The organism is Klebsiella sp. LY, from assembly GCF_004010915.1.
Lineage (GTDB): Bacteria > Pseudomonadota > Gammaproteobacteria > Enterobacterales > Enterobacteriaceae > Klebsiella > Klebsiella quasipneumoniae.
Genome location: NZ_CP022444.1, coordinates 3,816,124 through 3,836,206, shown reverse-complemented (window position 1 = coordinate 3,836,206; position 20,083 = coordinate 3,816,124). Strand labels below are relative to the sequence as shown.

Here is a 20,083-nt window from a genome sequence, read left to right as displayed (position 1 = left end):
ATATAGCGATAAAAAACGTTTTCGCTTCCGCTTAGCCGTCGGAACGTGGGCAGCGGAAAAAAATAAGCCCGGAGGCGTAATGCGCTCCAGGCTCAGTCAGTGGCGTGCCGTTATGGCACGCGGAAGAATCGATTATTTATACACTTCCGCTGTGGCTTCAAAGTTAGGACCATGCTCACGCGCAGCAGTAATCACGTAGTACTTTCCGCCTTTCTCATCGGCCAGCTTGGAGAGCTGATCGTGCAGATCGGAAGGTGAAGAGAACTGCCCACCTGACGGCCCCACCGAGATCGGTCCGACCTTGGTCAGTTTAAAGTGTTTAGCTTCTTCTTTGGTGATCAACTGCGCGGCGGACGCGCCAAACGCAACGGCGGAAAGGGCTAACGCGACTATCACTTTTTTCATCCTGCAATCTCCTTGGAATGGGCCTTAGATCAGGCTCTTTCAGTATAGACGGCGATTTAATAAGCGTGCTACCGGTGCGCTGATTTTTTGGCCGCAGCGTTCAGTAACGTGGCGGCACCCCTTCCGGGCGGGTCTTAAAGCGCCGGTGCAGCCACATATATTGTTCAGGCGCCATCAGGATGCACTGTTCGATAATCTGGTTCATCCACGCCGCGGTAACCTCGGCGCTGGCCAGCGGCGGCGTGCGCTCCGGCGTCAGGGAGATCAGCTCATATCCCATACCGTTAGGCTTGCGTCGCGGAACAAACGGCACAATCGTCGCCCCGGACATCTTCGCCAGCATCCAGGTGCCGGTAGTGGTCGCCGCCTGCTCGACAGCAAACAGCGGCGCAAAAACGCTGCTGGCCGGCCCGTAATCATGATCCGGCGCGTACCAGAGGATCTCTCCCTCTTTCAGCGCCCTGACCATGCCTTTCAGATTTTTTCGATCCAGCATGGTCTTGTTCGAGCGCAAGCGTCCCCAGGTCTGCAGCCAGTCAATCAGCGGGTTATCATTGGGCCGGTAGACGCCGATCCCCGGGGTAAACATGCCATACATTCTCGCCCCCATTTCGAGGGTCAGAAAATGGATACCGATCAGTAAGATGCCCTGCTTTTGTTCCAGAAGTTCGACCACCTCGTTTACGCCGCTGGTCTCGGTCCAGCGCGCCACCCGGTGCGTCGGCCAGAACCAGGCCATGCCGGTCTCCATCAGCCCCATGCCCAGCGATTCAAAGTTTTTCACCAGCAGTGCCTCACGCTCGGCGACGCTCATCGCGGGAAAGCAGAGTTCGAGATTACGTCTGGCAATCCGTGCGCGGCTTTTCATCACCCGCATTGCCAGCCGCCCGAGCGCAGTGCCCAGTCGGTAGATCACCGGATACGGTAATTGCACCAGCAGCCATAAGAGGCCAATTCCCAGCCATAACAGCCAGTAACGCGGGTGCAACAGCGCGCGGGAAAATTTGGGTAAATTTGACATAGTAATCCTGTTAATTCACTCAATAATAGCTGAGCAAAAACCGCGAAATAAAGTAGCGGATCCTGCCGGTTGTATTTTTCCAATTCGTGCGGTAACACTAAGACACAAAGCACGATATTATACGTTGTTCAATCACTAATTTCAGTCTTGCGATTGCGGCTACTCTATTATTAGCCACATCGCGTAAAACTTCCTTTTTTACGCATAAAAAAATAAACCAGACCTCTACAGCGCGACTGGTTGCCCAAAAAACAAACAGCATATTTTCTCATCGCCTGTTGCATTGGCCCCTTGGTTGCTCTGCAGCACGGAGATAACGTGCTGCGCGGCGGGATGTTCAACGTCATTTGTGACGCCTTCATGCGGTTATTTGTGACTCGGGCAAAGGTTAAGCATCGACATTGCGGATCCTTTTCCCAGATATGCTACGTTTACAGCGCTCATTCGACGCAAGTGCCTTTGCCGACGTCGTCGCTTTCAGAAGCCATAGTGAGAAGGAACTATGACAATGAATTATCAATTAGTGAAGCAAGTCAGAGAAAATAACATATTAAGAAAAAGCTTCATTGACCTTGCCGTTAAGACTTTCGACCTGTCTTTTGAAGAGTGGTATCAGCAAGGTTACTGGACCGACGCCTATATCCCCTACGCCTTTGTCGAACGTAATAAAATTATCGCTAACGCCTCGGCCAACATCATCGATCTGCGCTGGCAGGGCGAGCCCCGGCGGTATATTCAGATTGGTACCGTGATGACCGAACCGGACCACCGCAATAAGGGATTAGCCGGCCAGCTTATCCACCATATTCTGCAGGACTGGCAGCAGGAGGCGGACGCCTTCTTTTTATTTGCCAATCCCACCACGGTGGATTTTTACCCCAAATTTGGTTTCACCCGCAGCGAAGAGCATCAATATATTATGCCGGTCGCTCCGCGCGCCGGTGATTTTCGCAAACTGGATATGGACAGCGCTGACGATGTCGCCCTGCTCCGCCATTACTATGAAAAATCCAACCCGTTCTCACCGCTGCGGGTGGAGCACAACTTTGGCCTGCTGATGTTTTACTGCTCAGCCTTTATGAAGCATTTCGTTTACTATTCGGCAAAAAATGAGGCGGTGGTTATCGCCATGCAAAACGGTCCGGTGCTGATCTGCTTTGACCTGTTCTGCGATGCGGGCAAAAGCCTGTCGACGCTGGTCAACGAGCTGGCCGATGACTATGTTTACCAGGCTATCCTCGGCTTTACCCCCAATGAAGACCGGCTCGGCGAGTACGAGAAGATTGAAGGAGAAGATATCCTCTTTGTCTATGACCAGAAGGAAAACTTGTTTAAAGACAGGAAGTTGATGTTTCCTTTACTGGCGCATGCCTGACGGCGCCGCGCCGTCAGGCCGATCAGTTATAGGTCACCACGAAGGTCGCGCTGGCGTTCACCTCACCCGCTGTCACTGCGGGCCCGTTGACCGCTCGCCGCGTCGGGAGACGTAATCCCGATACTCCTCGCCAACGTAAATCTGCCGTGGCCGGTAGATGGTCAGCGGCGCCTGGTGCATCTCGTTCCAGTGCGCCACCCAGCCGACCGTCCGGCCGACCGCGGTGACCACCGCAAACATCGACGAAGGCAGATTCATCGCCTTGAGGATCACCGCGGTATAAAAATCCACGCTCGGCGACAGGCCATTGTCCACAAAGTAGGGATCGGTCAGCGCCACGTCCTCAAGGGCCATCGCCACCTGCAGCAGACGGTCAGACATGCCTACCTCCGCCAGGACCCGATGGCTGGTTTCACGCAGGATATCGGCGCGCGGGTCACGGTGACGGTAGCGTGAGTTGCCAAAACCGAGGCGGCGAAATGCCTGCGGGTCGCGCTTTGCCTGACGCAGAAACGCCGGAACCTGATCGACGCTTTCAATCTCCTCCAGCATTCGCATGCTCGATTCATTGGCCCCGCCGTGCATCGGTCCCCATAATGATGCCAGCCCGGCGGCGACGCAGGCGAATAAGTTCGCTCCGGAGGAGCCCGCCGCGCGCACCGTGGTGGTGGAGGCGCACTGCCCGTGATCGGCATGCAGGACCAGGATCTGGTTCATCGCCTGCTCGATAACCGGATTGAGGACGTACTTTTCGGCCGGGATAGCAAACAGCATCTGCAGGAAATTTCCGGCATAGGAGAGATCGTTGCGCGGATAGGCGGCGGGTTGTTCAATGGTGTACTTGTAGCTCATGGCGGCGATAGTGGGCATTTTCGACAGCAGCCGCGTGGCGGCCAGCGCCCGGTGCTGCGGATTTTCCACGTCCAGAACATCATGATAGAACGCCGCCAGCGCCCCCACCAGAGCACACATCAGCGCCATCGGGTGCGAATCGCGGCGAAAGCCGCTGCACATGCGGGCTATCTGCTCGTGCACCAGGGTATGGCGGGTGATGGTCTCGCGAAACGTTTGATAGCTGGCCTCATCCGGCGCGTCGCCCCGCAGCATGATGTACGCCACCTCGAGAAAATCACACTGGCGAGCCAGCTGATCCACCGGATAGCCTCGGTGCAGCAGCACGTTGTTTTCCGTATCGATCCACGAGATCGCCGACTGGCATCCGGCGGTGTTGGCAAAGCCAGGGTCGTAGCTGCAGAATCCGGAGTGATTCAGCTCGCGTATGTCGACTCCCACATGGCCCCGGGTTCCCGGCACCTGCGGCAGGGTGATGGGCGTCGGTTGCCCGGCAATAGAAAGCGTTAACGGTGTGGTGCTCATCCTGTCAGTTCCCCCAGCAGCTTATCAGCGACCTGAAGTCATTCTTCAGGCGGAAAGACCAACATAACCAATGTGATGCAGCTTATTCATTGATGTCATCACTATAACTCTGACAAAGAGGATATTTTGCTGGCCTTCCCGGGGAAACAGGCCATCTTTCCCCACCCCATCGTCGGATAGCGGCACAAATCGCCAAGGATAAAGGCGATCAGCGCTGTCAAAATTTACGCTGAGTACAGAAAGGATGAAGAGGAGCTACCATGAATTTTGTGCTGTCGATGACGCTTATCTGCATCGCCATCGCCTGGCTGATGATGAGCCTCCTGCCGGTGTAGGCGCAGCGCTTTCCGGCCCGCCAGAGATTTATCCCTGGTATTGACCTTTCCTCACGGTCTGCGTATCTGAGGATTTCCCACCCTGCCAGCGATGTCCGGCGAGGCCATTAACACGTAAAAGAGGAAGAGACCGGGCGTTAGGCGTGGAGGTCGTTGTGCGGGGAAAGGGTGACGCCTGCGGGAGACGCGCAGGCGTTGGCTGGATAGCGGCTTGGGTCATCAGCTGCCGCGGTAGGTAGAGTATCCGTACTGACTGAGCAGCAGCGGGATATGCAGTTTTTGATTTTGCTTTGTGACATTGAAAATAACAGGAATCACCGGGAAGAACGTATTCATGTTTTGGCTTTTAAAATAGTCACCGGTTTTAAACGTCACTTTATAAACCCCCGGCTCCATATTTTCCGCCTGCGGATAGAGCGATTTAATCCGCCCATCGGCATCCGTTTTGCCGGTGGCGATATGCTGCCAGCTCTCCCCTTGCTGCTTATCCAGATCAATCTGCACACCCGGCGAAGGGAGCCCGGTTTGCTGATTAAGAATGTGTACGCTGAGCGTGCCCTCTGGCGCCGCCAGCGCGCTGAAGCTGAGAAGGGAAATTACGGAGGCGATAACTAATTTCATAATCGTGACCTTTTGGGCAAGTGAAAGTGCCCTAACTATAGTCAGGGCGGCGGGGAAAAAAATTAAACTTTTTGTTATCAGATTGCGGTTATTTGGCGGGGAACGGTACAACTGGGTGTACTCTGAAACAGGCCGCAAGCGGCCTCCTGCGCAGAGAAGTCGGCTAACAGATATGGTTTGCGAAGCCACTTTTCATCTTGAAAAGTAGATTTTTTCCGGATGGCGGGTAACGAACGTCCGGGACCCACCGCTGATATTTATACCGTTAGACGCTCGTTGTCAGAAGAGGGATTGATTGTATATAGACTTTGGATAAATGTTTGACCAGGATGGGAGCATAGTTTGTCACTGATGCGCTCAATTTTACAAGGAATAATCTGATGCCATTACCCGAACGTCTGCAACCAGCCAAAGTAAACCGCCAGAAACTGAAACAGCTAGCGGACATGGCCGAAGAGATACTGGCGCAAATTGATAACGGGGCTAAGGAAGAGGATGCCGGGGTGAAAATGTTGATAAATGACTGGAATAGCCAGGTTATTAACCCGTATGCATTCTCTGATTTCCGGGATTTCTCTTCCTGGACCAGTGCAAAAGACTTCACCCGGATGGCGTTTAATCAAGAAAAATACGTGGCGGATTTATCCTGGGATGAGCTGATTCAGATCATCCAGTTTGTGTGTCAGGCCGAAGGTAAGGAATCTGAACAAAGCTACGCGCTGGGACTGCTTGAGAAAAACTTTGATGCCAATCCATCCGACCTCATCTACTGGCCTAATGAATGGTTTCAGGATAAAGACATGCTTCATGTCGATTTAACGCCTGAAGAAATCGCCGGATACCTGATGGCAAAATCTGGCCGGCGGCTAAGCGATGCGCCGCAAATCGAGCTGAAGTATCCTATCCCTTCAAATATTTAAGGTGTATTACCCTGCCCGCAAAATGTGAGTACGGGCCCCGCTCCAGTGAGGAGTCTACCAGGTATATAGCCTGCGGATATTCAACGTAATGCGCGACTATTATAAATAATTCAGAGTAACGAACCATGCATAATTTGCGTTATGTCCGACGCCCTTCAGAAGCCAGCGATAGTGTAAGTATCACTGCAAAAAGCAGGGCGAGGCTAAACGTTGTCTTGCAATAGGTAGACCAGGCGATCAACTACTGATGAATCCGTTTAACGCTCCGCCAGGCGCCAACTCAATGAATGCCAAGTCATCGACAGCATGCACATCTTTGCAGATGAGTTATCACTTAATAAACCCCTGAGTGCTATCCAGGATTGATAGCGGAAACTAGAGGATAAAAGTACATAGCTGCAAAGGTGTTCGAGTTAGTCGGTTACGTCGTGCCATGAACCTATTTTCGGGTAATCTGGATGTTGCTATTACCGCGGATGCGGAAAGTATTTCTCCATTTTCACGAACTCTGGTTCAACCCATTTAGGCCCCTTCACTACTTGACCATTCTCACCAGTCATCAAAATTCCGGCCTGATATAATCGGTCAAACGACTCGATTAATTCCGCATTTGTGATGTGCTCTGTTCGCCCCCTGATGATTAATGGGTCTAATCTGTACAAAGGAATCTTGTACGCAAGCGCGGTTAGCAGGTCATTAATAGACTCATCACGAAGCATTGCCTTAAATCTTTCAAGTTCAATATCTGACATGTGAAATCAGGCTCCTGTTCCTTCAATATAACGAACGAGCATTCATATATTACCCAAGCCTTAATATTTTTGAGGAGGGCTCCTGACAGCAACGGTATCCTACCACAGCCGCCATGCTTAGCGCTCGCTGATTATCGGTCTGAAAACATGATGCGGGTAATGAAGTGCCCCTGCTGTTACGTGTCGTTGGCTGACAATAATGCATTCCAACTCACGCGCATCAAACGGTGCTAAAGGCCACCGACATCATACAGTTTATAGGGTTTGTTCTTAGTTTTAGATATATCGACCTGGCGGGCTGCGAGCTTCACCTGGGGTATCTCCTTTCATTGAATAGGAATCTCCCTCCACATGAATGTGGATTTCAATGAATCATAGAAGACATTGAGGTAATGGAATATTTGAAAATGCCGCGTATATACTGGGTTGAGTAGACTTTAGAGGTCGCTAAGAGAAGTGAGTATGGCACGCCCTACAGGATTCGAACCTGTGACCTACGGCTTAGAAGTTCCTAGAACTATACGCTAATTCATATACTTACCGCGTCATTCCTGCGCTCACACGTCCCATGATGCGAAAAGTTAGAAAGAGATGAAAACGGTTAAGAAGCTATGATTGTCCCAAAACCGTCTCACCCAGCCCCATTACGCGAATTCTTCCACGATCAGGATGCCATCCGCGCCCGCGCCGCCGGTATAAGCCGTGCTGGTAAACCCAAGGTCATACGCGCCACCACCGCCGGAGCCAGGAGCAGCGCCAGCAATACCGGCCTGAGCCCCTGCCCGGCCACCGCCGCCAAAATACGACGCCCCACCGTTACCCGTCAAAAGGCTCTTGCCTGTCTGGCCATCTGACCCAGTGCCACCGTTGATCCTGATGCCTCCGGCCGCCGCCGTACCTCCGGCGCCGCCGGCGGTATTGGACACGCCTGACTTCACGCCGCCTTTCCCGCCAGGAGCTGAGAACAGGCTGGCAAACGAGGTGGCCCCACCATCTGCACCACTTACTGCGCCAACGCCTCCCACACCACCTTTTCCGACAGTAATCGCATATGAACTGGCAGCAGATAAGTCAACCCATACGATAATGGTCGCGCCCGCGCCGCCGCCAGCACCGGAAAAGGTTTCGGTGTTATTAGATGCCTGGCAGCCGCCACCGCCGCCGCCGCCTCCGACCAACGTTACTTTTGCAAAACGGGCCAGCGGTGAGCGCGTATAGGTTCCATTAGCATAAAAAGATTTTGGTGCACCAAGTGAACGCCCGACAAAACCAGAGGAATCAGATATTCCGAGGTTATAACGGGCTTCATTTACCGCATCCTCACCGGCATCTTTAATTTCTGACAGGTTATTACTGATCTGCAGGAAAGATAATAATGACCCAGCGGTCATTAAATTCGCGACAATGTCATTCGTTGACCATACGCGCGCCGTAGTTCCTTCCTGACCACGAATTACTGTCATCACGTCACCAGATACTGACGTAACGTGCATAATTTCAGAAATTGTTTTCGTGGCCGCGTCGGTTATCGTTAATTTGAAATAACTCTGCCCAGATACAGGGGAAGGGAATAAAGACCCCGCTCCAGTACCCACGGTAATAACGGTAGCGGACGCGCTAATACCCGCAGCGAGCACACTCTTTGCGTTATTATTGGCTAATAGCTTCAGCGCCATATATACCCCAGTTAAATAATAGAATTATCAGAACGAACATCGCAGATAGTAAATGTCACGACCCCGATGACCGTAACATCGTCCAGGGCTTCGCCCTCGATCGCTTCGCCATCTTCGGTAATCAGCGACCTTCCTCTCAGCGTGGCAAGCTCTGTCCCGCCTCCGTGCTGGATCAGAACCTGACTGCCTTGTGATGGCTTCAGGGAGATATCCAGCACAACGTAACCGCCTGATCGCTCGAAGAGGCGCGTATTTGGCCCGACATTGCAGATCGAGTTAACCGTTAATCGCTGTTCTGTGTAGTCCGTCGCGGGTGATGGAAAGCCCATTACAGGACCCTCCCCATATTGGTCATCATCCACAGGCGGTTTTCACTATGCTCTGCCGTTTTATCGATGAAATAAGACTGCTCTCGTGCGATCCAGGAGTTAGCCTCCACCTCGGTAAAGTGAATGCCACGCCGGCGCAGCGCGGTAACGAAGTCGCGAGTGTGAAGGTACTGGAACCCCTTGGAACTGCGCAAAATGGACTCGCGGAAAGCCGCGGCGATGTCTGACTGTCGAAGCATGATCTGCCCTCCGATGAATACTGTTTTTATATACAGTAGTTTCATTTGAGGGCCGGATCAATACCTGATGATGACTTTGTTTAGTCTTGCGGCTGACCATTAAATTGCTTTTTATACAACTAATTGATATCAATGCGGCAATAATGAACCTGCCAAGACACTTCGCCACCAAAATGAGTACAAAACGTGACACCCTTATTCGTAGAATACTACGTAAATCAGATGGCCTGGGCCTCAAGCTCAGCAAGTCTGTGATCAACTACGAGGCCCTACAGTCACATGGATGGGCTGAAGTTTCAGATGGCACTAACACGATAATGGTGGAGCTTACTGATGGTGGTAAGTTGCAATTCTTCTTATGCGTCAAACATCTGAGAGCATAGCCAGTTATTGCATCGCCAGTAAAAATTGAGAGACAGATATTTTTTCCGCAGAAGTTAAAGTGCCGTTCATCAGCAATGTTGACTTAATATACTTGCTGGATGTTTCAACGTTGTTATCCGTCTTTCTGCCCATCAGTACGTTGTTTGTTCCGGCAACTCTGGTGCCTGGTAGGGTAGATGTTGCAGATACCAACGAAGATGTTGCGGCGTTGAAAATATCAATCGCTACCACCCCTTGGTTAACGGTAGCCACAAATGCAAACAGACTTCCTGAGGCTATTGATGAAGGAAAATCTGCATAAGCATACACCGCAGACTTCCCGGTATTTTGAGCTACACAGAACAACCGGCCGGTAGTATCAAAGCCTATAGAAAATCCGCTGCCCGTAGAGCCGCTCCCTGCATAATCGGCAATCATATGAGCGTTCAGTCCAGCTGCGGCATTCCTTTTTACCACGCCGCAAATGGTAACACTAAGTGTTGCTTTCTTCCTTGTATCCAGATAGTTACTAGGATTAACGGTAATAAACCCGCCAGTGTTATTCACTGCCCCGTTAATCACCGCCGGGTTATTTTGATCGTATGAATCGTAAGTAATATCTGTTACCGGGTCCCCGAAATAGAACCCGGCATACGGTGTTGCCCCTGTGGTTGGCAGACCAATAAACCAGTTCGAAACATCAAAATCAGAAAGAGTTTTCATTCCTGCTATCACAGGAAGAACTGCATCAATATAAATGGCGGAAATAGGCATTATCAACTCCCGATAAAAAATTCTTTTTTAATTGCTCTCGTCAGTACGTACGCGCCAAGAGGACTTAGATGGAGGCCGTCAGCCCACGCCCCCCCAACACTGTTATAAACCTTTGGAAATAGTTGATACCCACTAATAAAATTAACATTTTGCTCTACAGCTATTTCCCTCATTGTTTTATCGTACTCTGACAATGCTGGCGTACCTGTGGCGTTGCATTGCGCGGGTGACATTAGGCAGATGCAAATATCTGGCGTTGCACTACGGTATTTCGAGATAATCTCAACTATTCCTGACTTGTACTCAGCGACACCCTGGCTCAGTCTGAAGTCATTTGTCCCGAGAATAATAAACAGCAGATCAATGTCCAGATATTGCGCTACTGGCTGTATCCATGATGAAAAGTTGAAATAATCGCTCGCTATAGATGCTCCGTTGCCCATCCTTGATACGGTAAGCCCAGATGCAATAGAGTTATTTTTACCGTACATTCCAAGGATAGAAACAACACCGGTACCGGTACTTTGGATCGTCACCGTATGTGCTGTCGCGCTAAGTCCGCTGAAATCATACTTCTTGGCAGTTCCTGTATTCCCTCCCGTGATTGTTATGGGTGTATTACTGTCGATGGTGATAGTGAACGTTCCAGACCCGTCATAATAAAATACTGATAGATTTGTTACGGTCACGCCGGTCCAGACGAGAGAACCAACAGTGTTGTTGTTATAGTACCCGTTTCCATCAGGCCCGCAGCCATACGGCGGAATGTTCGTGTTATTGCTCCCACCATCATATTTTGTAAAGTTGGTGGCTGTAACGGGTGATATCCCGGACATGACACCATCAGTTCTGTCTGAGCAACTTATCCACCCAGGGTCTTTGTATGTACCACCAAGAATATTAATTAAAGACTGAGGAATGGTGTTTTTCTCTGTCCACGAATCGCCGGTGAAAGCAATGTTTAGGCTTGTAGACTGGCCTGCAAAAATACGGCTATTTTTGAAAAAGAACTTGTACTGGTCCCCTTCGATGAAGGAACGAACCGCATCAACTTCTCCACCAGATACAAGGTTTTTTACATATTCCTGCAATACCGGGCCAAGACCTGGAGCATCGAATAGCCCACCATGAAACCACGCATATACTTTCCCTTGCTGGTCATATAAAAAAGGAAAGTAATAAGGTGAAAAGTCTCCTTGCGGGATAAACTTCTGGGCCCATTCGTTTGGAATTTCAGAAACAACCCGTGTAACATTTGGGCCCAGTCCGGCCACATCAAATTTGCCGCCATCAAACCATGCTGGCACCATACTATTCCTGTCAAAGAAGGCCGGGAAATAACCAGGCCTGTATTCACCTGGGACGAGGCGTTCATTAATTTTATTATCTATTGTTTTTGAAGAAGGAGAGATTACTCCTGTAGGCTGCAAAGTTCCGGAGTTGTTTATATATTCATTTGCAAGAGAGCTATCATCCGCGCTTGTCACCCAGCATTTCGCTCCTGGCTGTATATTCCCTGCGTCAGCGTCGGCCTGCGCCGCATCCAGCGTCGGAAATTCGCGGATGGTCCCGGTTATAGCTGCCGTTCCCGGCTGAGAAGCCTGCAGCACAGCCACGCCATCCTGGTTCTCGTAGGTTTTGAATGCCGCTGTCGCTTCCGGACCTTCCGCTACACGAAACGACTGTCCGTTGGTTGTAGCAGCGAGCCCTGCAATTGTGCCGTCCGGATCGCTCGGTGTTTTATAGAAAGTGAACTTGTTCAGCGCATACTCAGAAGCGTTATCTGCATACTCTTCAGCCAGTGCTGCTGATGCAGCTGCCTGCTGGGAATATTGAGCGATGATGTTCAGCGTATCCGCCGTCATCATGTTGGCAACCATATCATTGGCCGCCCACGCACGCGCCAGCGTTCCTTCTTGCGCACGTTCAATCGTGAAGATGTCCCCAGCCTTAGCTGTCACGTTCACGATCTCAACCTGTGAGCCAGTGGCGGCATCGGTGAGCGTGAGTTTAAAGTAGCTCTCGCCTGCCACAGCATCAGGGAACTCGGCACCAGTTCCAGCGCTAACGATCAGCGACGTGTCGATTGCGCTGATAGCAGAAGCCAGCGTGCTTTCTGCGTTGTTTGTAGCCAAAAGGGTTAGTGCCATGTCTCCTCCGGATTTAGGCATAAAAAAACCCGCCGAAGCGGGTTAGTGTGAAATTAAAGGCTCTATATTTTTCTACATTCACTTAAAGTGATGTTACCTGCATAGACTGGGGTTAATATTTGATGTGCCGTTCCGTAAACAACCTTATATAAAGACCCGTCTTTTATTTTGCTTTCAAAGTTAACTTCATACCGGTACCCTACGCTATCTTCCCTGTAACCGACGAAAACACTTGCAGTAATATTTTCATCTTCTAATGATGCCGTTCTATCTTTTGTTATGGTATTTATGGAAAGTTCTGGACTTGTAAATACCAAGTTGTTTTGTTCATACACTTTAAATCTAACAACTTCATCAGTTACTTTAACTATCGAATTTGGTTTCAGGCCTTTAAATTCTGAGCCAAATGTTTTACATAAGAATTCACCACCTTGGTGTTCCTCATTTTCTTTTAATATTTTGGCAGCCTTTTGGTTTTCTCCTTCATCAATCCTATCAATTAAGTATTTATGATACTCGGATGAAGTCATGCAACCAGATGAAAGAAAACATAAAAACAGCACTACAGGAAATAATTTCATAGCCATGCCCCATCAAATAAATTCAAATAAATTTATTAGTAGTGGGATAAAAAATCAATCAATTATTTCAACGCTAATTGACTGATAAAACGGCATGTGCAGCAGGCCGCTATCCATGGCCTGCTTGAAGAAAATGGCGAACTCGAAATCCTCGGTGATCACAAAGGCCGTGTCCTTCTGGTTGTACTTCCTGGAGTTATAGGCCGATGCGTTGTAGATGGCGCTGCGCGTGAACCTACGCCGCCCCTTATAGATGGATATCACGATACCGCCATCCACAAACTGGATCGATATACTCCACCGCTGGTCATTGATGATGTCAGTGCCATTCACTCCCAACAGGAACCGCAGAATACGCCGCTTTATCCATGGAATGGAGAAATAGAAACCGTCACCTTTGTAAAAATTCCAGGTCATGATCCGCTTAAAAAGGTCATCGGAGACAACAACCTGGTTCGACTGGTCAATCACCCGGTACTCATTGAATGCCAGCTGGTTAAATTCGAAGGTGTTATATGGGCCTATCTCCTGCTGTTCGCTGCTGGAAATCACCGGCGGCAACACGCCATAAATGCCATGGGCAATCCACCGGAGCTGGTCACCGGTATTGTAGTCACCGATGAAAATCGGCAGGTTGGCATTAACCATCCAGTCATAAATGCCCTGCGCCATCGAGTTATACGCAGTAAAAAACGCTCGCAGATTGTCATCGTCGTTATATTGCGTATACATATACGACCGGATGATATCGTCCAGCATGCTACGCCCCTGTTACGATCACGCCATCCGACGCGATATAAAAATAACTGAACTTATCGCCGCTGATGATATTCGTCCCGGAATCCGGTGGCGTTATCACACCATTGATGGTGACCACGACGTTTAAAGTGCTGATCAGCCCCATGTCGATTGTCGAGTTAATCGCCTGTAAGAATGCGTCTTTCAGGTTGTTAACGTTCAGCGGTTTCCCGGCGAATATGCCGTTCACATACTGAATCGTAGGAGCCGAGACCAGAGAGGCGACCGTCGCATCAGTCAGGTAGTTAACACTTTCGGTCCCCCACTGATACGTCACAGTGATCCGCTGCAGCAATGGCGTCACGAACGGGATCACGTAGTTATCAGGCCAATCATTCACCGTCACGGTATTGTTTCTGACGTTCGGCGTCACCTCGCCGCCGCCTCCCCAAGTTCCGGATGAAGTGGTGTCAATCCCGATGGAAAAAGTGTGAGGAGACAGTACCGTCACGGCCAGAGGAACGTCATTAATGCCCGTCATCCCGGTAACGCCAGTGATCCGGATAACCTGGCCGTCAGTGTAGCCATGAGTCAGGTCTGTGCTGACGACGCCAGGATTTGCATTCGTGATCCCCGTTACGTTCAGTGAACACCCTTTCAGCCGGCTGATATCCCCCGCAGACTTATAGAGCGCGCCAGCAATATCGTAAATATCACCGCCTGCGCACATGACTATCCACTTATCCCCGTCCTGAATGACAGAAACCAGGCGCGCCTGCACGTTATCAAGGCTGGTGAGATGTTGCCGGATAAATCCAGGATATCCCTGAACTGTGGCCATCTGAGCCTGCCATACTCGATCACGAAACTGATAATTCGTTTCCGGGTCAGCACCAGGAGTGCCGGCGATCGGGTTGGTGCAGGTAATGGTGACGTCAGAAGGAAGACTGGTGATTATCTGGTTAACCGTATTTGCCGGTACTGCCCAAGTACCGGTCTCCGTTCCTTCGCATGACACACTGGCAGACACACCGGACGAGGAGATTATCGTCGCATCACTAACGGAATACGTATGTGTGCCATCAGAAACAATAAAACCTTGTGGGATGACAAACCCAGCCGGGCCGGAAAACTGAATCGGTACCGTGGTAGTGCCAGCTGTTTTCTGGCCCGGGATACCTGCCTGCTGTGCGAGAAGCTCCAGCATGGCGAGGTTAGCCTTTAGCGGCCCCACTGAGTTAATCAGGTCAACCCTTGCCTGATCACAAACGATGAGCGCGCCAACATCGGTACTGGCCACGTCTTCAATCAGAGAGCCAGGCAAATCAGTTGTGAGTCCCGGAGATAGCGCAATGGCCTGGGAAACGAGCTGTGCTCGTAGCTCTTCCGCCGTCAGAGGAACCGGGCCCGCTGACGTATAGCTGACTGGTAAATCGCTCATACGGCCACCTGTGTAATTATTTTTGAACCTGCGTTTGTGATTGCCGAGATGTTATAAACAGGCGGGTCGTCGCTGATCAGTGCAATCTGCAGCGAGGAAAAATACTGGCTGAACTGTTTTTGAATACGGTTTACGTAATACGTCGGCAGGATTTGCTGGATCACCGACCCGGCGGCCGGTATTCCGTTGTTCGCATAAAATGGTGACTCCTGCGGCGCCAGTTTCAGATTCTGGATCAGGGTGGTTAAATACACCGAGTCATTAAACCCATTTTCGTCGGTTTCCACCAGGACCCACTTCCCCTCAGAGTTTCGGCCATAGGTTCTCACTCGGTGATACTCCCGTTAAACGTTGAAGTCGGCCCCCCGGTATCATTTCCATCGTTGCCGTTTGAATGTTCATGGCTGTTAAGCCAGGTCAGAAGCGACTGCCACCCGGCGTGCATGATTGCAGGGCTGGTACTGGCCACTGAATCCTGCAGGTGACCAGCCTGGCCTGAAAGGCTCCATTTGCTACCCGTCAGTGAGAAAACTGTCCCGCCAACGGTGACGGTGAAGCTGTCAGGTGTGGAAATAGCAATGCTGCCAGGCTTCAGGAGAAAAGTAGTATTGCTGCCGCTGTCGCGCAGCGTTACACCCTCCGGCCCGTATACCGTCACCACCTGTCCGTCGACATCCTGCCACTCGGTATTGCTGATCGGCAGATAAACCAGTGCGCTGAGGTTCATCGGCTGAGTCAGATCGGCAACGCCGCCACCCAGGCCGCTCATTCCGCCGATATAGGTATCAGCAGGGATCACAATACCCCGATCTCCTGGCTGCATTGGATAGCGCACGTACTCCGGACCAAAAAGAGGAATGGTTACCTGTGGCAAGGTAAATGGGATATTCGTCAGGCTGAACGAGACAGTGATCATTTTCCCTGACTGGCTGACGACAGTTGCAGGCAATACCTTCCCGACCAGCTCCATTGCTTCGGCAATTTTCACCTCAGCGAAATTGTTCATACTCTTGGCGAAGTTAAGACGCTGACTAATAGTCACAATCAGGCCTCCTGCGTCACATACGCCTCATAGATGGTTACCCAACTCGCAGCGTCTGGCTGCCTGCTGTTTCCTACACATCTGCAGGTCTGCACAGCGAACACGCCGGAAAAGGCGCTTTTACTGCGATACTGAGAATATGATGAGGCCTGCGTTACCGCCATTGCACCGGCAGGCATCCTCACGTAGTCACCAACCTGAATATCCGCCCTCATTACGCAGGTGATCATCACCCGGTTGTATTCAATCCACACCGGCTGTCCGACGAGATCGGTAAACTCGAGCTGAATGGGGGTTTTCTTTTTCTCAGTAGCGGCGCTATCCCATACTCTGATCTCTTTCCCCGGGAACATGGCCATTTCCACGCCGAGATAATTCTCATCACGGATAATGCTACGGCTCAGGTTTTTAAGGTTCGATGCAAGCTGCTGCATGGTCGAGCAGTAAATCGGGGAATCGTAGTTCAGAACCAGCAAGTCGCTGATGTTGATATTTATTTTATGCCCAGGGAAGGCACGTTGAAGCGCAAAAAATAGCGCAACAGACAGCTTTTGCCCCTTTATCCACGGCATTGTAATGTTCACTGGCTGATCTACTGATCCAGCCCCAGCCGTAATAATCATGTCCAGAGATAGATCGATTCCTTGCCAGTTACCGAATGGCTGCTGAATGATACCTTCAAGAATCATTCCGCTCTGGGAGGATTTGGCCAGTGGCAAACCTTTCGACATACCGACAAATCCCTTAATGGTCATGCCGAACATGTTTTGCTCTGCCTGCTGCATTTCTTTAATGCTGACGCCATACACCCTTACGAGACTTGACCCTATAGGCGTGGACATTCCATATCGCTGAATGTCAAACTCCACCATCAGGCATCCAGGGTTATAATTTCCATAGGCATCAAGGCTTTTGTACTGACGATAAAGTTTTCCGTCATGGTCAAAAATCTGGAAATCGTAATACCTCATTAGCTGGTCACCTCAATTACGCCGTTTTGCTCCCGCCAGATCATGGTTGTTCCGGAGAAAACGCCAGCTAGCAGGTTTATGCCGGTTCCATTGGTAGAGCCCACCGCGGGAGTGTTCAGCATGGTGTTGCCGGAATTGTCGGTGATCAGGATGTACCAGCGTTGCGCCGCTATATTCCACTTCACCTGGCAGTTATAAACCGTTCCATCCAGCGTCGGAGTAAAAGCTACGCTCTCTCTTTCATTGCCGGTAAACGTGTAGGTATCCGTCGTCATAGGCCAAACTCCCCGCTCAGCTTACCGATGAGGCCTACTATGTCATTCGCGGCGCCTGACACGGTGCCGCCGAGAGAGGTATTCCCGAGGGCTGCGACAGTGTTTGTCCATGACGCATCCGTTTGCCGGGTTCCTCCATCGATTTTGCTCAGGAAACTGTTAACCGCCTGCTCGGCGCCTGTTTCAGATACCAGCGGCTGCTCAAAATCCCATAACCAGGATCGCTGAGGCACAGCCTCATTAAAACTGGTCATGTCCTTAACCGTACGCAATATACAGCCGCTATAAAACAGCGCTGGCGTAGCGACGATATAGGTTCCGCCAAGGTTTGCATGCGCCTGCAGAACAGCTTGCAGCGCACTGAGAGTCACGAATTTCGTCATCGCCCCAGTATTTTCATTCACCGGGGCATCCATCATCAACGCAATGCGCAAAGGCTGAGCAAGTAGCGCGTTAGCGGCAACGGTCTGGTTAGCAAACGGGTATTTGGCGATGTCGTAATCGACCATCGTCCCACCCTGAACCGGCTTCCAGTGGCAAAAATATTTATCGAGGTCAGTAAGGTTGAATGCGCCGCCCAAAAGCCCTGTGACAAAGCTCGCGCTCTGCGTCAAAGCTACAATGGGCAGCATTCCGCCGGGGATGCTCTGCGCAATCCCGTTGCACAGAATCACCGGAGAGACTTCAAAACCCAGCTTATACAGTTCGCGAGTGAATCCCATATCTATCGCACTCCGCTAAGAAGGGCGCCGGAGACAATGGCGTTCCCACCCGTGTTGTTGTAAACGACGATCTCCCTACCGCTATTACCGTGGTTATCGACGATTTGCTGCAGGAGCTGGTTAGTTTTCGAGGTGTTTTTAGCAATCTCAAAACTATTGACGCCGGTAGCATCATTGTTCTTCGGTGCGCCATACATCTCAGCATACTTTTCCCTGATCCTGCCGGGATAAGCCCTGTTTTCAGCACTGCCGCGGCGGCTTCCGCCGTTGTAATAACGCAGTGCCTCGTCGAGATCGCCATTCGCGCTCTGCATCGCCCAGGAGAAAACTCGGGCCCCAGCCATGATGTTGTCCCGCGGGTCAAATGGATTCTCTCCCGGCAGGAAGTTGCCGGGCATCACCTGCATTAACCCTTTGGCTCCCGCCTTGCTGACAGCATTTTGGTCCCAAGAGGATTCCCCCGCGGTAATGGCTTTAAGCCAGCGCGGGTCGACGTTGTACTTATTGGCTGCATCAAGGAAATACTGGTCATACTCCTTCGGCGCCGTTCCGCTCCAGCTGTAGAGGTGGCGAGTCAGCCATTTCGAAAATGCTGGCGTGTTCGGATCGCTGAGACCGCCTTTTACGAAGTGGTTTCCGCCGGCATCGGTCTGGACGTCATTATTCAGGAGTGAGGAGCCGGACTTGATATCGTCCATCGCCGACGATCCGCCATCGAGCCAGCCGAGCACTTTCATGATGACGCGCCCAAGCCGCTCAACGCCCGACATAAACGACTCAACGTCGCTTTTGAACGTCGGCGAAGCCAGGTAGTTACCGAACCGCTCAATGCCACCGGCCAGCGCGTCAATCCACTTGCCGAGTTCGGGGGATTTCAGGACGGTATCGATCGCGCCTGCCAGCGCATCAGACAGCTTGCTCAGCTGCGGCGTGAGCGGACCGAGTCCGCGCACAAACGTGTTCCTGATGCTCTGGCTGCTGTAGTCGAGCTGGACGTTAAAATCCTGCCACTGGCGAGCCTGCTGGTCGGTAATTTGCAACATGCGCGCATCCTGCTGCGCGCGCTTCTCCATGGCGGTGATCTCTTCATCGCTCATGTTTTTGAAGCGGTTCAGGTCGTCCAGCGTAAAGAAGTTTGTCAGGCCGTGCGCCTGTGCGCCCTGCAGCGTGCTTCCGTTCTGTACGAAGATATCGCGCGCATTACGAATCATCTGCGGGAGCAGTTTGGCCGGGTCCTGGTCGGGATTGTTAATCCCCATCGCCTGAAACGTCCAGCGCTTCGACAGGTCCATTTGCGAATCGCGGATAGCGCCCAGCGTCCCCGCCGGGTTACCCAGCGCTTTCTGGTAGTTTATGGCGGTAGAATCCAGCGCACCGATGCTCGTCCCGAGCCCGAGAGAGGTAAACCGCTGGGCGCCGGTGGTGGCCGCCAGACGGTTGATGCCAAACAGGCCGCCAACGCCCAGGACGCCGGTAAATATCCCGACAATACCACCCCAGGACAGAAGGCTGGCCGTCGCTTCCTTGATGTGTCCAGCAAGTTCTTTGGCATCCTTTTTTGCCTGATTAATAAATCCCTGACCTTGCCCGGCTTTTTTGTTGAATTCGTCCTGCTTTTTATTCGAGTCTTCCAGGTTGGCATTGAGCCGATCGATACCGCTGTTAATGGTCAGGATGGCCTCGGCCACGGCATTAAACTCCGCGCCTAACCCCTTCGCCTCACCTTTGGCCTTTTCGGTCTGCTTGCTGCTTTCGCCAATACCAACGGCAGCTACCCGCCAGGCTTCCGGTAAATCATCCAGCGCGCTCTGGTACTCGCGAAACCTTTCCATAAACGCGACAAACTTGTCGTCATTTACGTCAATGTCGACGATCGACTTAGCTACCATTGAAGAAACCTCTTTCTTTGAGCGCGGCGAGAAGGTAGCGCTGCCGGTACTGCGCCGGGCTGGCATACTCCTCGCCGGTGATCTCCC

General features: G+C 51.4%; 22 protein-coding genes. 2 read left to right on the top strand and 20 right to left on the bottom strand.

Annotation, left to right across the window (positions count from 1 at the left end):
• Positions 1-132: 132 nt before the first annotated feature.
• A complete protein-coding gene (locus tag CE636_RS21790) occupies positions 133-405 on the bottom strand; it encodes a DUF1471 domain-containing protein (protein ID WP_004202387.1) in 273 nt (90 codons plus the stop codon).
• 100 nt (positions 406-505) lie between these two features.
• Positions 506-1,426 (bottom strand): Kdo(2)-lipid IV(A) acyltransferase, encoded by a 921-nt coding sequence (locus CE636_RS21785; protein WP_017898813.1) that lies wholly within the window; start codon positions 1,424-1,426, stop codon positions 506-508.
• Between the two features lie 508 nt (positions 1,427-1,934).
• On the opposite strand from CE636_RS21785, the gene CE636_RS21780 reads away from it, so the two are divergent.
• Positions 1,935-2,801, top strand: coding sequence for a GNAT family N-acetyltransferase (locus CE636_RS21780; protein ID WP_017898814.1), 867 nt, complete (start codon positions 1,935-1,937; stop codon positions 2,799-2,801).
• A 72-nt stretch (positions 2,802-2,873) separates the two neighbouring features.
• Here the strand turns inward: CE636_RS21780 and CE636_RS21775 are convergent, their stop codons facing one another.
• The 3 genes from CE636_RS21775 to uraH all read right to left on the bottom strand — a co-directional run bounded on the left by CE636_RS21775 (position 2,874) and on the right by uraH (position 5,134).
• A complete protein-coding gene (locus tag CE636_RS21775) occupies positions 2,874-4,178 on the bottom strand; it encodes a citrate synthase (protein WP_017898815.1) in 1,305 nt (434 codons plus the stop codon).
• 45 nt (positions 4,179-4,223) lie between these two features.
• Positions 4,224-4,364 (bottom strand): hypothetical protein, encoded by a 141-nt coding sequence (locus CE636_RS28930; RefSeq protein WP_032446989.1) that lies wholly within the window; start codon positions 4,362-4,364, stop codon positions 4,224-4,226.
• 368 nt (positions 4,365-4,732) lie between these two features.
• Positions 4,733-5,134 (bottom strand): hydroxyisourate hydrolase, encoded by a 402-nt coding sequence (gene uraH / locus CE636_RS21770; protein ID WP_017898816.1) that lies wholly within the window; start codon positions 5,132-5,134, stop codon positions 4,733-4,735.
• A gap of 380 nt (positions 5,135-5,514) precedes the next feature.
• On the opposite strand from uraH, the gene CE636_RS21765 reads away from it, so the two are divergent.
• A complete protein-coding gene (locus tag CE636_RS21765; RefSeq protein ID WP_017898817.1) occupies positions 5,515-6,054 on the top strand; it encodes a hypothetical protein in 540 nt (179 codons plus the stop codon).
• Between the two features lie 467 nt (positions 6,055-6,521).
• Here the strand turns inward: CE636_RS21765 and CE636_RS21760 are convergent, their stop codons facing one another.
• The 15 genes from CE636_RS21760 to CE636_RS21690 all read right to left on the bottom strand — a co-directional run bounded on the left by CE636_RS21760 (position 6,522) and on the right by CE636_RS21690 (position 19,996).
• Positions 6,522-6,806, bottom strand: coding sequence for a hypothetical protein (locus CE636_RS21760; RefSeq protein ID WP_017898818.1), 285 nt, complete (start codon positions 6,804-6,806; stop codon positions 6,522-6,524).
• A 644-nt stretch (positions 6,807-7,450) separates the two neighbouring features.
• Positions 7,451-8,482: a glycine-rich domain-containing protein gene (locus tag CE636_RS21755; protein ID WP_017898819.1), complete on the bottom strand. Its 1,032-nt coding sequence runs from the start codon at positions 8,480-8,482 to the stop codon at positions 7,451-7,453.
• Positions 8,483-8,493: 11 nt separating this feature from the next.
• Positions 8,494-8,811 carry a hypothetical protein gene (locus CE636_RS21750; RefSeq protein WP_017898820.1) on the bottom strand — a complete coding sequence of 106 codons (318 nt, stop codon included), beginning with the start codon at positions 8,809-8,811 and terminating at the stop codon, positions 8,494-8,496.
• Complete coding sequence (locus CE636_RS21745) at positions 8,811-9,050, bottom strand: hypothetical protein (RefSeq protein WP_025999108.1); 240 nt, start codon at positions 9,048-9,050, stop codon at positions 8,811-8,813. The genes CE636_RS21750 and CE636_RS21745 overlap by 1 nt, the downstream gene beginning before the upstream one ends.
• 387 nt (positions 9,051-9,437) lie before the next feature.
• Positions 9,438-10,187 (bottom strand): hypothetical protein, encoded by a 750-nt coding sequence (locus CE636_RS21740; RefSeq protein ID WP_017898823.1) that lies wholly within the window; start codon positions 10,185-10,187, stop codon positions 9,438-9,440.
• 2 nt (positions 10,188-10,189) lie between these two features.
• Positions 10,190-12,337, bottom strand: coding sequence for an SGNH/GDSL hydrolase family protein (locus CE636_RS21735; protein ID WP_017898824.1), 2,148 nt, complete (start codon positions 12,335-12,337; stop codon positions 10,190-10,192).
• Between the two features lie 62 nt (positions 12,338-12,399).
• A complete protein-coding gene (locus CE636_RS21730) occupies positions 12,400-12,918 on the bottom strand; it encodes a hypothetical protein (RefSeq protein ID WP_127837818.1) in 519 nt (172 codons plus the stop codon).
• A 54-nt stretch (positions 12,919-12,972) separates the two neighbouring features.
• Positions 12,973-13,677 (bottom strand): hypothetical protein, encoded by a 705-nt coding sequence (locus tag CE636_RS21725; protein ID WP_017898825.1) that lies wholly within the window; start codon positions 13,675-13,677, stop codon positions 12,973-12,975.
• A 1-nt stretch (position 13,678) separates the two neighbouring features.
• A complete protein-coding gene (locus CE636_RS21720; protein WP_017898826.1) occupies positions 13,679-15,097 on the bottom strand; it encodes a ubiquitin-activating E1 FCCH domain-containing protein in 1,419 nt (472 codons plus the stop codon).
• Positions 15,094-15,426 carry a hypothetical protein gene (locus CE636_RS21715; protein ID WP_004884185.1) on the bottom strand — a complete coding sequence of 111 codons (333 nt, stop codon included), beginning with the start codon at positions 15,424-15,426 and terminating at the stop codon, positions 15,094-15,096. The genes CE636_RS21720 and CE636_RS21715 overlap by 4 nt, the downstream gene beginning before the upstream one ends.
• A complete protein-coding gene (locus CE636_RS21710; RefSeq protein WP_017898827.1) occupies positions 15,423-16,139 on the bottom strand; it encodes a hypothetical protein in 717 nt (238 codons plus the stop codon). The genes CE636_RS21715 and CE636_RS21710 overlap by 4 nt, the downstream gene beginning before the upstream one ends.
• Before the next feature lie 2 nt (positions 16,140-16,141).
• A complete protein-coding gene (locus CE636_RS21705) occupies positions 16,142-17,110 on the bottom strand; it encodes a hypothetical protein (RefSeq protein WP_017898828.1) in 969 nt (322 codons plus the stop codon).
• Positions 17,110-17,385, bottom strand: a complete 276-nt coding sequence (locus CE636_RS21700) for a phage baseplate plug family protein (RefSeq protein ID WP_017898829.1) — start codon at positions 17,383-17,385, stop codon at positions 17,110-17,112. Before CE636_RS21700 ends, CE636_RS21705 begins: the two co-directional genes overlap by 1 nt.
• A complete protein-coding gene (locus tag CE636_RS21695; protein ID WP_017898830.1) occupies positions 17,382-18,107 on the bottom strand; it encodes a hypothetical protein in 726 nt (241 codons plus the stop codon). Before CE636_RS21695 ends, CE636_RS21700 begins: the two co-directional genes overlap by 4 nt.
• A gap of 2 nt (positions 18,108-18,109) precedes the next feature.
• Entirely contained in the window at positions 18,110-19,996 is a 1,887-nt protein-coding gene (locus tag CE636_RS21690; RefSeq protein ID WP_025999110.1) for a lytic transglycosylase domain-containing protein, read from the bottom strand.
• Between the last annotated feature and the right edge of the window lie 87 nt (positions 19,997-20,083).